Source organism: Alloalcanivorax sp. C16-2 (assembly GCF_046507615.1).
Lineage (GTDB): Bacteria > Pseudomonadota > Gammaproteobacteria > Pseudomonadales > Alcanivoracaceae > Alloalcanivorax > Alloalcanivorax marinus_A.
In genome coordinates this window covers 730118-743621 of sequence record NZ_JBKFTL010000002.1, presented here as the reverse complement: position 1 = coordinate 743621, position 13504 = coordinate 730118, and the positions used below count along the sequence as shown (strand labels likewise).

The following is a 13504-nucleotide window of genomic DNA, read 5'->3' as shown; positions in this document are numbered from 1 at the left end:
CATGTGAGAGTAGGTCATCGTCAGGCTCCTAAATACAAAAGACCCCCGTCACGCAGTGCCGGGGGTTTTTTGTATTTAGGATACGGTGTCCTTCTTTCCCTACACAGGCCCATGTGAGCGACCCTGTTCCGAAGGAACGGGGAGCAGGCGCCGAAGGCGTCGCGCAGCGATGGCGAGCACCGCTCGCCACCTAAGTAGGTCATCAGCACCCCAGAGCATCGTTCAACTCCCCGGTTAACGCCCCACGCGCCGTGCCACCCAATCCCAGAAACCCTTCACCCCACCCAACCCCAACCAGACGACAAACACCCCCCACATCCGCTACAGTCCCCCAAACCATCAACAACCCCAATCCAAGAGCCATCAATGACCCTCACCACCCCGGCCCTGCTGTTCCCCGCCATTTCCCTGCTCCTGTTGGCCTACACCAACCGCTTCCTGGTGCTCTCCCAGATCATCCGCAAACTGGCCGATGAGGAGAAAACCCACCATCAGGAGGTGGCCACCCGCCAGATTGAACTCCTCCACAAGCGCGTGGTACTGACCAAGCACATGCAGGTGGCCGGCGTACTCAGTTTCCTGCTGTGCACTCTGTCCATGTTCGGGTTGTATCTGCATCTGGAGTTGGCCGGGGTGGTGCTGTTCGGAGCCAGCCTGATCTCGCTGTCCCTGTCGCTGATCTTCTCGCTGTGGGAGGTGCTTATCTCCACCAACGCACTGAACGTACAGGTGGCGGCATTGGCCCAGAAGGCGGACGTGGAGAAAGAAGAGAAGGGGAGGTAGAGAGCGCGGCCGGCGGCGGGAACCGCCGGTCCACGGAGAGGTGCACTCAGGACAGCAAGTCGCTGTCCTTTGGCAGCACCAGCTGCAATGCCCGGGGCAGTACCTTTAACTCGAATTCGGTGTCCTCAAGGGGTTCACCGTCCAGATTCAGATGCATGGGCTCGGGGGTGCGGATGGTGAGCCGGTCCAGTCGGGCGCGTTCGAACAGCCCTTCCTTGCCGCCGTTGTCACCACTGCGGAACAACCCTCGCACGCTGGCCAGCAGATCCACCTCGGAGGGGAGGATGGCGACGTCCATGAGGCCGTCGTCGATCAACGCTTCGGGGCACAGGCGTTGTCCACCGCCGGCCTGGCGGCTGTTACCGATACCGAGCGCGAGAAACTCGCCTTGCCAGTGGAAGTCCGGTCCCTCGAACTCGCCCTCGGCGGGTCGTACCTCGGCGAAACGGGTCAGCCCGGTGAGCAGGTAGGCGGCGCCGCCGAGCAGTTCCTTGAGGTCCTCGGAGGTCTGGGTGGTGACTTCGGTGCCGAAGCCGCCGGTGGCCATGTTGAGAAAATAGCTGTCGTTGACCTGGATGACGTCCACCGCCGTGGGCGGTCGGTCGAGCAAGGCGAGGGCCTCCGCCGGGTCTTCCGGGATGCCGGCGGCGGAGGCCAGATCGTTGGCGGTTCCCAGCGGAATAACCGCCAGGGTGAGATCCTCTTTACCGGAAGCCATCAGCGCCTGGGTAATGTCGCGCACCGAGCCATCGCCGCCCCCGGCGATGATGGTGCGGTAGCCCCGCTCCAGTGCTTCTTGGGTGTAACGTTCGGCGTCACCACCCTCCCAGGTGACGCGTACGGCGAGGTCCCAGCCGTCCTTCCTCTTTTGCATCACGGCTTTGCGCACCGCCTGATTGGCGGCCTGCTTGCCGTGCAGAATCAAAAGCGCTTTACGCTCCATGTTCGGTCCTTTTCCTGGGCGCGGTCCGTCCGCCGCCGACCGGCTCAGAGTACGGACAAGCCGGGCCCGGTGCACCCTCGGAATCCGGCGCCTTTACAACAATTAACCGGTACCGCGATTCTGATAGTTCCGCCCTATTGAAAAAATAGAGAGAGGACGCATTTACCTATTGGTGAGAATGTATATCATTTAGATATTCCCTGGTGGCCCACACAATGAGGAGGTGCCCCATGATCAAGACACTCAGTTTCGGCGTTATGCACATCAGTGTGGCTTTCCTGGTGGTCTGGGCGATGACCGGTGACTGGCGCATCGGCGGCGCTACCGCTCTGGTGGAACCGTGCGTGAACACGGTGGCTTACCACTTCCACGAAAAGGTCTGGAAGCGTCTGGTAAGTCGCAAACGGGCCCGGGATGGTGCCGACGGGGACGCTTTCGCCGCTTGATAAACTCCTTGTTTACGCCCCGGTCGGGCTTGGTTAAGCTACCGGCCGGTAAACAAAACCAGGGGATAAGTAACATGCAACGCGGAGCGGACGATCTCGACGCCATACGCCAGGTGGTCAACCAGGTGCTCGAAGCCCATGCGGAGGAAGAGGGTGGCCAGCGCTCCCAGGCACGCGCCGAGATTCTGATTCACTCCATGCATGTGTTCGCCCAGCGAGGGCTGAACCGCACTACCGTGCAGCACCTGCTGGATGCGGCGGAGGTGTCGCGCCGTACCTTCTACAAGTATTTCCGCAACAAGATGGATGTGCTGGAAAGCATCTACCGAATCTTCATCGACAATATGCTGCTGCATTTCCACAAGGAGATGCGGCAGTCCCGTTCCGCCAAGGAAATCATCCGCAACACCACGCAGGTGTACTTTGATTACCACGTCAGCATGGGCCCGGTGATCAAGCTGATGATGGAAGAGGCACGCGCTTCCGGTTCCGCGCTGGCGCCACACCGGGCGCGGGCGCAACGCATCGCGGCGGATGTGCTCACCGCGGAGATTGGCCGCCTTACCGGGCGCGACATGGACCCCCTGGTGATGCGCACCATGCTGTGGATTCTGGAGAATTATTCCCTTTACATCTTCGAGGATGGCGAGTTTTCCGCCGAGCGGCTGGCGCAATGCCAGCGCGCCATGGTCGGTATCTCCGAGGCGGTGCTATTGGGTGGCGACGCCACGGTGGCGCTGCTGGAACGTTCCGAGGAGGAGGAGTAGGCGTCATGAGGCACGCAGGCCGCGCACCAGCACCCTCATGTAGGCGAGCGCCTGGCGCTCCAGTTCCCCTTCGCCGGTGAGCACCCAGGTATAGGTGGTGCCGACCAGCAGGTTGACCATCATCAGGAGAGTGTCGCGGGTGGGCAATTCCACGAAGTAGCCTTCCCGGCGCAGTTCCTCGAAGAAGGCGTCGGCCACCGGCAGGTTGTCATCCACCAGCCGCAGGTAGCGCTGTTGGATCGGGCCGAGAAATTCGCCGGCTTCCTGAATCAGCAGGCGTGAGAAGTCGCGTTCGCGTTCCAGGAAGCGCGCCACCGCCCGGCACACGTTCTCCAGGCGGGTCAGCGGCGGCGCGGCGGACAGCAATTCGCGCAGCACCAGATCACGCACCGTGGTCAGGTTTTCCTCCACCACGGTGAGCAGCAATGCATCCTTGGATTGGAAGAAGCGGTAGATGGTCGCCTTGCCCACGCCGGCGGCGGAGGCGATGGTTTTCACCTCCGCCCGTCGGAACCCCTCCCGGGCGAACACATCCCGGGCACTGGCCAGAATGCGCGCGCGGCGCGGGTCGCTGGCGTCCATGGCGGCCTCACAGATACTTGATCTTCTCCAACTGCTCTTCCAGGCGAGCCAGTTGGGAACGGTGGTCATCAAGCTTCTCGCGTTCCTTGTTGACCACTGCTTCCGGCGCCTTGTCCACGAAGTTGGGGTTGCGTAGCTTGCCTTCGCCGCGGCCCACTTCCTTGCGCAGCTTTTCGATTTCCTTGCCGAGTCGTTCGATCTCGGCGTTCTTGTCGATCAGCCCGGCCATCGGCACCAGGATCTCCATGTCGCCCACCAGACCGGTGGCGGAGGCCGGCGCGGAATCCTCCGGCGCCAGCCAGGTGATGGACTCCAGCCTGGCCAGCCGGCACAGGAAATTGTGGTTGGCGTCCAGGCGGGCCCGGTCGCTGTCCTTGCCGTTGTGCAGGTAGACCTCCAGGGCCTTGCCCGGGGGAATACGCATCTCGCCACGGATGTTGCGCACCGCGGTGATCACCGCCTTGATCCAGCCGATGTCGTTCTCCGCCTCGGAATCCACCAGGCCGGTATCGGCGGCCGGGTAGGGCTGGCGCATGATGGTGTCGCCGGAGCGACCGGCCAGCGGCGCTACCTTCTGCCAGATTTCCTCGGTGATGAACGGCATGAACGGATGCGCCATGCGCAGGATCGCTTCCAGCACCCGCACCAGGGTACGGCGGGTGCCACGCTTTTCCGCTTCGCTGTAATCGTCGCTGTAGAGCACCGGTTTGGACAATTCCAGATACCAGTCGCAGTACTCGTTCCAGATAAACTCATAGGCGGCCTGGGAGGCCACGTCAAAGCGGAATTGGTCGAGGGCCTCGCCCACTTCCCGTTCGGCGCGCTGCAGGGCGCTGATGATCCAGCGATCCGCCAGGGACAGGGTCACGTCGGCGCCGCCGTCCAGGCCGCAATCCTGGCCCTCGGTGTTCATCAGTACGTAGCGGGCCGCGTTCCAGATCTTGTTGCAGAAGTTGCGATAACCCTCGATGCGGCCCATGTCCCACTTGATGTCACGGCCGGTGGAGGCCAGCGACAGGAAGGTGAAGCGCAGCGCGTCGGTGCCGTAGGCGTTGATGCCATCCGGATATTCCTTGTGAGTGCGCTTGGTAATCTGCTTTTCCTTCTGCGGCTGCATCAGGCCCCGGGTGCGCTTTTCCACCAGGCTATCCAGGTCGATGCCGTCGATCAGGTCCAGGGGGTCGAGCACGTTGCCCTTGGACTTCGACATCTTCTGGCCTTCGGAGTCACGTACCAGCCCGTGTACGTACACCGTTTTGAAGGGCACCTCATCCATGAACTTGAGGGTCATCATGATCATCCGGGCGACCCAGAAGAAGATGATGTCGAAGCCGGTGACCAGCACGTCGGTGGGGTGGAAGGTCCTGAGATCCTCGGTTTGCTCGGGCCAGCCCTGGGTGGCGAAGGTCCACAACGCGGAGCTGAACCAGGTGTCCAGTACGTCCTCGTCCTGGGTCAGCGGCGTGTCGCCCAGGTCGTTGTCGGCGCGCACTTCGGTCTCGTCGCGGCCCACGTAGATATTGCCATCGGCGTCGTACCAGGCGGGAATGCGGTGCCCCCACCAGAGCTGCCGGGAGATGCACCAGTCCTGCAGATCGCGCATCCAGGAGAAATACATGTTTTCGTAGTTCTTGGGCACGAACTGGATGGAACCGTTCTCCACCGCCTCGATGGCGGGCCTGGCCAGGCTTTCCACGGCCACGAACCACTGATCGGTGAGATAGGGCTCGATGATCACGCCGGAGCGGTCGCCGCGCGGCACCTGCAGGGTGTGGTCTTCCACTTTTTCCAGCAAGCCCAGGGCGTCCAGGTCGTCCACCACCCGCTTGCGGGCCTCGAAGCGTTCCAGGCCCCGGTAGGCTTCGGGGACGCTGTCGTTGAGGTGGGCGTCGTCGGTGAGCAGGTTGATCATCGGCAGGTCGTGCCGCTTGCCCACTTCATAGTCATTGAAGTCGTGGGCCGGAGTGATCTTGACGCAGCCGGAGCCGAAGTCCGGGTCCACGTACTCATCGGCGATGATGGGGATTTCCCGGTCCGCCAGGGGCAGGCGGATGTGCTGGCCGACCAGGTCCTTGTAGCGTGGATCTTCCGGATGCACCGCCACGGCGGTGTCGCCAAGCATGGTTTCCGGGCGGGTGGTGGCCACCACCAGATGGCCCGAGCCGTCCGCCAGTGGGTAGCGGAAGTGCCACAGGTGGCCCTGCTCCTCCCGGTTCTCCACTTCCAGGTCGGAAATCGCGGTGTGCAGTGCCGGGTCCCAGTTAACCAGCCGCTTGCCCCGGTAGATCAGGCCTTCCTTGTGCAGGCGCACGAACACCTCGCGCACCGCCCGGGAGAAGCCCTCGTCCATGGTGAAACACTCACGGCTCCAGTCCACGCTGGCGCCCATGCGCCGCAGCTGGCGGGTGATGGTGCCGCCGGATTCGCCCTTCCATTCCCAGACCTTTTCCAGGAATTTCTCGCGGCCCAGCTCGTGGCGGTTGGTGCCTTCGCCGGCCAGACGCCGCTCCACCACCATCTGGGTGGCAATGCCGGCATGGTCGGTGCCCACTTGCCAAAGGGTGTTGCGGCCCTGCATGCGCCGGTAGCGCACCAGGGTATCCATGATGGTGTCCTGGAAGGCGTGGCCCATGTGCAGGCTGCCGGTGACGTTGGGTGGCGGGATCACCATGGCAAAGGATTCGCCCTCGCCGGAGGGGCGGAAATGCCCCGCCTCTTCCCAGGTCTTGTACCAGGCCTGCTCGATACGCTCGGGTTGGTAGGTCTTGTCCATGGTCTGCGCTGTCTTCACCGTCAAAAACGAAGGGCGAATTATAGCGAAGAGGGCGCGCCCCGTCGCCCATTGCGGGCGGCCGGGGGGCGCTTCACAGACGGTGGCTTTGGATATCGAAGCCCCGGTCGCGGTAGAAGCGAAACCGGGCCCGGCCCGCCTCGCGCAAATCCGGGTCGCCGGTGATCATTTCCGCCACCCGCTGGAAGCGGGTGGCGAAGTCCGGCACCGCCGGCGCCAGGTTGATCAGCACGTCATGGTGGTCGCCGGGATCGTCGCCATGGCCCACCACCACCGGGGAGGCGGCATTGGGCCCGGCGGGCTCATGGGGCAGGAAGCCGGTGGCCGGCTGGCGCCAGAACGCCTCGTCCACCGCCCGGGCGTGCTCGGCGTCGCCGCAATGGATGTAAATCCGGTGGGATTGACGCCAGGCCTTGTCGGCGATGCGCCAGGCGAGGGCGGTTTGCACGCCCTCGCCGGCCCGGTCGGTGATGTAGAAGAGGATCTCGGTCAAGGCCTCAGCCCTTCTTCTTGCCGTCCGCCAGATTCATCAGGTAGCGGGTCAGCATGGGCACCGGCCGGCCGGTGCCGCCCTTGTCCTTGCCGCCGCTGACCCAGGCGGTGCCGGCGATGTCCAGGTGGGCCCACTTCACGTCCCGGGCGAAGCGGTGCAGGAAGCAGGCGGCGGTGATCGAGCCGGCCTTGGGGCCGCCAATGTTTTGCATATCGGCGAAGGGGCTGTCCAACTGGCTCTGGTAGTCCTCCCACAGCGGCATGGGCCAGCCCCGGTCGCCGGTGTCCTGGCCGGCGCCCAGCAGCGCCTCGCCGAGATCGTCGTCGTTGGCGTACACCGCCTGGGCATGGGCGCCCAGTGCCACCACGCAGGCGCCGGTGAGGGTGGCGATGTCGATCACGGTGTGCGGCTTGTGCTTCTGTTGCACGTAGGTGAGGGCGTCACACAGCACCAGCCGGCCCTCGGCGTCGGTGTTGAGGATCTCCACGGTCTGGCCGGACAGCGTCTTGACGATGTCGCCGGGCCGCGTGGCCTCGCCGTCGGGCATGTTCTCGGCGGCGGCCACCACGGCCACCAGGTGGATCGGCAGGCCCAGCTCGCAGACCGTCTTGACGCTGCCGAACACGCTGGCGGCGCCGCCCATGTCGTACTTCATCTCATCCATGGTGGCGCCGGGCTTCAGGGAAATGCCACCGGTGTCGAAGGTGATGCCCTTGCCGACCAGGGAAACCGGCTTGCCAGCGGCGCCCTTGTAATCCATCACGATCAGGCAGCCCTTGCGGGCGCTGCCCCGGGCCACGGCGCAGAAAGCGCCCATGCCCATCTTCTCGGCCTGGGCGTAGCTGATCACCTTAACGGACAGCTTCTCGTAGTGCTTGGCCAGGTCCCGGGCACACTGGGCCAGATAATCCGGGTGGCAGTCGTTGGGCGCCATGTTGCCCAGATCCCTGGCCAGGGCGGTGCCCTCGGCCACGGCCTTGCCGGTGGCGGCGGCCTTTTTCAGGCCGTTATTGCGTTCCGCCAGCCAGAACGTCCATTTCTTCAGCTTGGACGCCTTGGGCGGCTTACTGCGATAGTGGTCGAACCGGTAGGCGGCTTCCTCGGCCACGCGGGTGCCTTCGCGTACCTGCCAGTCCAGATCACGCTCCACGGTGACAGTGCCCAGCACCCAGGCGGCATGTTTCACCGGCCCTTTTTGCAGGCCGCGGCTTACCTGGCCGATCAGTTTCTGGAAGGCAAGGCCGTCCAGCGGCTTGGCGCCGGTTCCCACCAGCAGCAGGCGGGCCGCCGCCAGGCCGGCGGGCTGGTGCAGCCACGCCATCTGGCCCTTGTCGCCGGAAAAATCACCGGCCTTGATGAACGCCTTCACCGCCGCGCGGGTCTCATCGGGCAGGCTCTCGGGCAGGGTGGTGTCGCTGCCGAGAGGTAAAATCAGGCAATCCACCCGTAATTTGGGCAAGGCCGAATGGCCGATGGCGTACTCCATGCTGTCTCCTGAGTTACAATGCCGCACTCGATGAGTGCAGGACAGGGCCAACGTTGATACTACACCGCTATATCAATCGTCAGATCTTCATGACCACGGTGATGGTCACCTTCATTTTGGTGATGGTGCTGGTCAGTGGTCGCTTTATCAAGTACTTGGCCGAAGCGGCGGCCGGCCAGATCGCCGCCGACGCCCTGTTTCTGGTGATGGCGTTCCGGTTGCCGGAATTCCTGCAGATGATCCTGCCGCTAAGCCTGTACATCGCCATTCTGCTGGTGCTCGGGCGCATGCACATGGACAACGAGATGGTGGTGTTGCGCGCCGGTGGCCAGGGCGATGGCAGGGTGGCGCGCTCCATCATCGCCCCGGTGCTGGTGGCGATGGGCGTGATTGCCCTGTTCGCCCTTTACGTGACCCCCAATGGCGACGCCGAGGTAAACCGCATCTTCGAGGAGCAGAAGGGGCGCTCCGCTCTGGAACTGCTCACGCCGGGCCGTTTTCACGTCAAGGGTGACGGCGATGCCCAGCGCGCCACCTACGCGGAAAGCCTCAACCGCGAGGAAGGGCACCTGGAAAACGTGTTCGTCGCCGACGCCAGTTTCGCCGACCAGGAGGCGGGGCGCCTGCTTACCGTTTGGGCGCGTAGTGGCCGTCTGGAACAGCAGGATGGCATCAGTTATTTGCTGCTCGAGGATGGCTATCAGTATCAGGGCAAGCCTGGCGAGGCGGATTATCGCGAGGTGGCCTTCGAGCAGGCCCGGGTGCGCATCGGCGAGGAGCGCTCCAGCAGCCGGCCGCCGGAAGTGCGCGGGCGCACCACCGTGGAGCTGCTCGACGAAGGCACCAATCAGGCCTGGGCGGAGCTGCAGTGGCGTCTCTCCCTGGTGCTCACCGTGCCCATCATGTGCCTGGCGGCGATCCCCCTGGCCCGGGTCAATCCGCGCCAGGGCCGCTTCCTGCGCATGATCCCGGCGGTGCTTGGCTACATGCTCTATGTCGGCCTGTTGCTGACCATGCGCAGCTGGATCGCCGCCGTGCCCGGTAGCGAGCGGCCCTGGTTCTATTCCATGCTGTGGATACATGTGATCGCGTTGCTCGCCGTCTTCATGCTGTATTTCGGTGGTCGCCTGTTTTCCCGGAGGGCCCGTTCATGAAGCTGCTCAACGGCTATTTCTGGCGGGCGGTGCTGATTCCGTCCCTGGCCATCGTCGCCATCATCGTCGGGCTGGATTGTTTGTTCGGGTTCATCTACGAGCTGGAATTCCTGCGTGGTAACTATCAGATCCTGCAGGCACTGCAGTTCATCCTCACCACGGTGCCGCGCCGGGTGCATGAATACATGCCGATGGCGATCCTGTTGGGCACCTTGATCGGGCTGGGGCTGATGGCCAATAGCGGCGAGCTGTCGGTGATCCGCGCCGCCGGCGTCTCCACCCTGCGGGTGAGCTGGATGGTGCTGCGCCCGGTGATCTTCCTGATGGTGATTTCCCTGCTGGTCGGCGAATACCTGGCGCCTTATTCCGAGCAGGTGGCGCAGAGCAATCGCTCCCTTCAGGAGGGAGGTGGTGAAGCGCTGCGCTCGGACTACGGCTTCTGGCACCGGGAAGGTGATGAGTTCATCCATATCAACACGGTGCAGCCCAACGGCGTGCTTTACGGTCTCACCCGCTACCGCTTTACCGATAACCACACCCTGGCGCAAAGCCAGTTCGCCGAGCGCGCCATCTATCAGGGCGACCACTGGTCCCTGGAGAACATCCAGGGCACCCGCTTCACCGACAAAGGCACGGAGACCTTCAGCCAGCGCGGCGGCGAGTGGCACACCAGCCTCACGCCGCAACTGCTCAGCGTGGTGGTGCTGGAGCCCGGCCGCCTGGCGATGAGCAAACTGTGGAGCTATGCCAGCTACCTGCGCCAGCAGGGCCTGGAAAGCGCCGATTACCTGCTGGCCTTCTGGCAGAAGCTGCTGATGCCGGCGGCCACCATCGGCATGGTGCTGATCGCCATTTCCTTTGTGTTCGGCCCTCTGCGCGAGGTGACCATGGGGCTGCGCATGGCGGCGGGCATCGTCGCCGGCCTGACCTTCCACTACGGACAGCAGTTCTTTGGTCACCTGTCCCTGGTGTTCCGTACCGACCCCCTGATCGCCGCCGGGCTGCCGCCTTTACTGTGCGTGATCCTGGGAATATGGATGCTGGCGCGGGTGCGTTGACGCTCGCCGCTGGCAATCGGGCCGCGCCTTGGTATACTCGCGGCCCTGGGCGACCCGCGCGGGCGGATCGCCCGCCAAAGCCAGAGTGGTGGAATTGGTAGACACGACGGATTCAAAATCCGTTGGGGTAAAACCCGTGCCGGTTCAAGTCCGGCCTCTGGTACCAGATTCAAGACCGTTCACGGTCCCCGAGAGCCCGCCCCGCGCGGGCTCCATTGTTTCCGACAGTTGCGCCCTGCCCATGCCCGAAGACGCGAAACCCGCCGGTCTGTTCAAACGCCTGATGGCCCTGGTCTACGACGGCTTTCTGGTGCTGGCGTTGTGGTTCGTCAGTGCCGGGCTGTTCGTGATCCTCTATAACCACAGCGGTCTGCCCACCCAGGACATCAACGGCGTGACCCGCGCCGATCCGGTGATTCTCAAGGGGGTGCTGTTTCCGCTGCTGCTGATCGAGACCTGGGCCTTTTATGCCTGGTTCTGGCTGCATGGCGGCCAGACCCTGGGCATGCGCGCCTGGCGCCTGCAGGTACGCGATTATCGCGGCGGCCCCTTGCGTCTCTGGCAGACGGTGGCGCGTTTCGCCGCCGCCGGCCTGTCCTGGCTGCTGCTGGGCGCCGGTTACCTGGTGGCGCTGGTGCATCCCCATCAGACCCTGCACGACCGTCTGTCGCTCACCGCTACCGTGGTGCTGCCCAAGGGCACCAAGGCGTCACGTAAAGGGTAGGGCTCGCCATGCGCGTGGATGACTTCGACTTCGATTTGCCCGACGACCTGATTGCCCGGCATCCCCCCCAGCAGCGCCGCGACGCCCGATTGCTGGCGCTTACCGGCGCCGGCATCGCCCACCGGCGTTTCCCGGATCTGGCCGGCCATCTGCGTCCCGGAGATCTGCTGGTGTTCAACGATACCCGGGTGATTCCGGCCCGGCTGTTCGGGCAAAAGGACAGCGGCGGCCGGGTCGAGGTGCTGATCGAGCGGTTGCTGGACGGCCACGAGGCGCTCGCCCATGTGCGCGCTTCCAAATCGCCCAAGCCCGGTGGCTGGCTGCATTTCGACGAGGGCCTGGCCGCCGAGGTACGGGGCCGGCGGGGCGAGCTGTTCCATCTGTTGTTCACCGGCTGCGAGTCGGTGCTGGAGGCCCTGGAACGGGTCGGTCATGTGCCTTTGCCTCCCTATATTGACCGGCCCGACGAGGCGGCGGACCTGGAGCGTTACCAGACCGTTTACGCCCGCGAGCCGGGAGCGGTGGCCGCGCCCACCGCCGGCCTGCATTTTGATGAGCCGTTCCTGGACCAGCTCCGCGAACAGGGCGTGGACGCCGGCTTCGCCACCCTGCACGTGGGCGCCGGCACCTTTCAGCCGGTGCGCGTGGACCGGGTGGAAGACCACCATATGCACAGCGAGCGTTTCCGCATTCCCGAGGCGCTGGTGGAGCAGGTGGCGGCGGCCCGGGCCCGGGGCGGTCGCGTGGTGGCGGTGGGTACCACCGCCTTGCGTGCGCTGGAGGCCGCTTCGCCGGAGGGCGGCCTGCGCCCCGGCGAGGCGGAAACCGACATCTTCATCTACCCGGGTTACCGCTTCCGTCAGGTGGACGCCCTGGTCACCAATTTCCATCTGCCCCGTTCCACGTTACTGATGCTGATCAGCGCCTTCGCTGGCCGTGACCGGGTGCTGGCGGCTTACCAGGAGGCGGTGCGCGAGCGCTACCGCTTCTTCAGTTACGGTGACGCCATGTTTATTGAAAGAGCGCCAGAGGCTGGATGCTCTATGTCGGGCGCCCAAAAATGAATCGCGGCCTGTCAGTTGATCTTTGCGTCCGGCGTCGAGCGTCTGGCGTTCAGCGAGGTTTTCCATGTCCCGAATGACATTTCAGCACCTGGCCAGCGACGGTCGCGCCCGCCGTGGGCGGCTTTCCTTCCCGCGCGGCACCGTGGAGACGCCGGCGTTCATGCCGGTGGGTACCTACGGCACGGTCAAGGCCATGCTGCCCCGGGATCTGGCGGACATCGGCGCCGAGATCTGCCTGGGCAATACCTTCCACCTGATGCTGCGCCCGGGCACCGAGGTAGTGAGCGCCCACGGCGGCTTGCACGGCTTCATGCAGTGGGACAAACCGATTCTGACCGACTCCGGTGGGTTCCAGGTGTTCAGCCTGGGCGCGTTGCGCAAGATCTCCGAGCAGGGCGTGGTGTTCCAGAGCCCGGTGAACGGCGACCGCATCGAGCTGAGCCCGGAAATCGCCATGCGCGTACAGCGCGATCTCGGCAGTGATATCTGCATGATCTTCGACGAATGCACCCCGTTCCCCGCCACCGAGAAGCAAGCGGCGGACTCCATGCGTCTGTCGCTGCGTTGGGCGGAGCGGTCCAAACGGGCCCATTTCGACGATCTCGGGAACGATGCGGCCTGTTTCGGCATCGTACAGGGCGGGATGTACGATGCCCTGCGCCAGGAATCCCTGGCCGGGCTGGTGGATATTGGCTTCGATGGCTATGCCATCGGCGGGCTCAGCGTCGGCGAACCCCAGGAAGAAATGCTTCGCACCCTGGGTGAATTGACGCCGCACATGCCCGGCGAGCGTCCCCGGTACCTGATGGGGGTGGGGCGCCCGGAGGACATCGTTGAAGCGGTGCGCCGGGGCGTGGACATGTTCGATTGCGTGATGCCTACCCGCAACGCCCGCAATGGCCATCTGTTCACCGCCGAGGGGGTGATCAAGATTCGCAACGCGCGGCATCGGCACGACCTGGGGCCTCTTGAAGAAGACTGCGACTGTTATACCTGCCGGCACTTCTCGCGCAGCTATCTGCACCATCTGGAACGCTGCAACGAAATGCTCGGCTCACAGCTCAACACCATCCACAATCTGCGCTATTACCAGCGCCTGATGGCTGGATTGCGGGGGGCTATCGAAGCGGGTACATTGAGCGCCTTCATAAGTGACTTCTACGCGGCCCTGGGCCGTCCCGTACCCGCGCTTTAACGACGATAACGTGGAGTA

General features: G+C 64.2%; 13 protein-coding genes and 1 tRNA gene. 9 read left to right on the top strand and 5 right to left on the bottom strand.

Annotation, left to right across the window (positions count from 1 at the left end):
- Positions 1 to 366 precede the first annotated feature (366 nt).
- On the top strand, positions 367 to 783 hold the full coding sequence (locus tag ACLD02_RS13675; protein WP_203105372.1) for a DUF2721 domain-containing protein: 417 nt from the start codon (positions 367 to 369) through the stop codon (positions 781 to 783).
- Between the two features lie 46 nt (positions 784 to 829).
- Here ACLD02_RS13675 and yegS read toward each other — a convergent pair whose 3' ends face one another.
- On the bottom strand, positions 830 to 1726 hold the full coding sequence (yegS, locus tag ACLD02_RS13670; RefSeq protein ID WP_410298938.1) for a lipid kinase YegS: 897 nt from the start codon (positions 1724 to 1726) through the stop codon (positions 830 to 832).
- A 230-nt stretch (positions 1727 to 1956) separates the two neighbouring features.
- Between yegS and ACLD02_RS13665 the strand changes: the two genes are divergently transcribed.
- On the top strand, positions 1957 to 2172 hold the full coding sequence (locus ACLD02_RS13665) for a DUF2061 domain-containing protein (protein ID WP_203105370.1): 216 nt from the start codon (positions 1957 to 1959) through the stop codon (positions 2170 to 2172).
- 74 nt (positions 2173 to 2246) lie between these two features.
- On the top strand, positions 2247 to 2939 hold the full coding sequence (locus ACLD02_RS13660) for a TetR/AcrR family transcriptional regulator (protein ID WP_203105369.1): 693 nt from the start codon (positions 2247 to 2249) through the stop codon (positions 2937 to 2939).
- Positions 2940 to 2942: 3 nt separating this feature from the next.
- Here the strand turns inward: ACLD02_RS13660 and ACLD02_RS13655 are convergent, their stop codons facing one another.
- From ACLD02_RS13655 to ACLD02_RS13640, 4 genes are all read right to left on the bottom strand, one after another.
- Positions 2943 to 3521, bottom strand: a complete 579-nt coding sequence (locus tag ACLD02_RS13655) for a TetR/AcrR family transcriptional regulator (protein ID WP_410298937.1) — start codon at positions 3519 to 3521, stop codon at positions 2943 to 2945.
- 7 nt (positions 3522 to 3528) lie between these two features.
- Complete coding sequence (locus ACLD02_RS13650; RefSeq protein WP_410298936.1) at positions 3529 to 6294, bottom strand: valine--tRNA ligase; 2766 nt, start codon at positions 6292 to 6294, stop codon at positions 3529 to 3531.
- Between the two features lie 91 nt (positions 6295 to 6385).
- Positions 6386 to 6805 carry a DNA polymerase III subunit chi gene (locus ACLD02_RS13645; protein WP_410298935.1) on the bottom strand — a complete coding sequence of 140 codons (420 nt, stop codon included), beginning with the start codon at positions 6803 to 6805 and terminating at the stop codon, positions 6386 to 6388.
- Positions 6806 to 6809: 4 nt separating this feature from the next.
- A complete protein-coding gene (locus tag ACLD02_RS13640; protein WP_203105365.1) occupies positions 6810 to 8291 on the bottom strand; it encodes a leucyl aminopeptidase in 1482 nt (493 codons plus the stop codon).
- A 53-nt stretch (positions 8292 to 8344) separates the two neighbouring features.
- Here ACLD02_RS13640 and lptF point away from each other — a divergent pair, with 53 nt between their 5' ends.
- From lptF to tgt, 6 genes are all read left to right on the top strand, one after another.
- The gene (gene lptF / locus ACLD02_RS13635; RefSeq protein WP_203105364.1) at positions 8345 to 9445 is read left to right on the top strand and encodes an LPS export ABC transporter permease LptF; all 1101 of its coding nucleotides are present in this window, start codon (positions 8345 to 8347) and stop codon (positions 9443 to 9445) included.
- Positions 9442 to 10503, top strand: a complete 1062-nt coding sequence (gene lptG / locus ACLD02_RS13630; protein WP_203105363.1) for an LPS export ABC transporter permease LptG — start codon at positions 9442 to 9444, stop codon at positions 10501 to 10503. The genes lptF and lptG overlap by 4 nt, the downstream gene beginning before the upstream one ends.
- A 79-nt stretch (positions 10504 to 10582) precedes the next feature.
- Positions 10583 to 10669: transfer RNA gene (locus ACLD02_RS13625), tRNA-Leu, on the top strand.
- A 75-nt stretch (positions 10670 to 10744) separates the two neighbouring features.
- On the top strand, positions 10745 to 11227 hold the full coding sequence (locus ACLD02_RS13620; protein WP_203105362.1) for an RDD family protein: 483 nt from the start codon (positions 10745 to 10747) through the stop codon (positions 11225 to 11227).
- An 8-nt stretch (positions 11228 to 11235) separates the two neighbouring features.
- Positions 11236 to 12291, top strand: a complete 1056-nt coding sequence (gene queA, locus ACLD02_RS13615) for a tRNA preQ1(34) S-adenosylmethionine ribosyltransferase-isomerase QueA (RefSeq protein WP_203105361.1) — start codon at positions 11236 to 11238, stop codon at positions 12289 to 12291.
- 73 nt (positions 12292 to 12364) lie between these two features.
- Positions 12365 to 13486 (top strand): tRNA guanosine(34) transglycosylase Tgt, encoded by a 1122-nt coding sequence (gene tgt / locus ACLD02_RS13610; protein WP_203105389.1) that lies wholly within the window; start codon positions 12365 to 12367, stop codon positions 13484 to 13486.
- The last annotated feature ends 18 nt before the right edge of the window (positions 13487 to 13504 follow it).

Excerpts from the sequence above, each read along its gene's own strand:
- tgt (WP_203105389.1), top strand. The coding sequence starts at position 12,365 with ATGACATTTCAGCACCTGGCCAGCGACGGTCGCGCCCGCCGTGGGCGG.
- yegS (WP_410298938.1), bottom strand. The coding sequence starts at position 1,726 with ATGGAGCGTAAAGCGCTTTTGATTCTGCACGGCAAGCAGGCCGCCAAT.
- ACLD02_RS13650 (WP_410298936.1), bottom strand. The coding sequence starts at position 6,294 with ATGGACAAGACCTACCAACCCGAGCGTATCGAGCAGGCCTGGTACAAG.
- lptG (WP_203105363.1), top strand. The coding sequence starts at position 9,442 with ATGAAGCTGCTCAACGGCTATTTCTGGCGGGCGGTGCTGATTCCGTCC.
- ACLD02_RS13655 (WP_410298937.1), bottom strand. The coding sequence starts at position 3,521 with ATGGACGCCAGCGACCCGCGCCGCGCGCGCATTCTGGCCAGTGCCCGG.
- ACLD02_RS13665 (WP_203105370.1), top strand. The coding sequence starts at position 1,957 with ATGATCAAGACACTCAGTTTCGGCGTTATGCACATCAGTGTGGCTTTC.
- queA (WP_203105361.1), top strand. The coding sequence starts at position 11,236 with ATGCGCGTGGATGACTTCGACTTCGATTTGCCCGACGACCTGATTGCC.
- ACLD02_RS13620 (WP_203105362.1), top strand. The coding sequence starts at position 10,745 with ATGCCCGAAGACGCGAAACCCGCCGGTCTGTTCAAACGCCTGATGGCC.
- ACLD02_RS13640 (WP_203105365.1), bottom strand. The coding sequence starts at position 8,291 with ATGGAGTACGCCATCGGCCATTCGGCCTTGCCCAAATTACGGGTGGAT.
- ACLD02_RS13675 (WP_203105372.1), top strand. The coding sequence starts at position 367 with ATGACCCTCACCACCCCGGCCCTGCTGTTCCCCGCCATTTCCCTGCTC.
- ACLD02_RS13660 (WP_203105369.1), top strand. The coding sequence starts at position 2,247 with ATGCAACGCGGAGCGGACGATCTCGACGCCATACGCCAGGTGGTCAAC.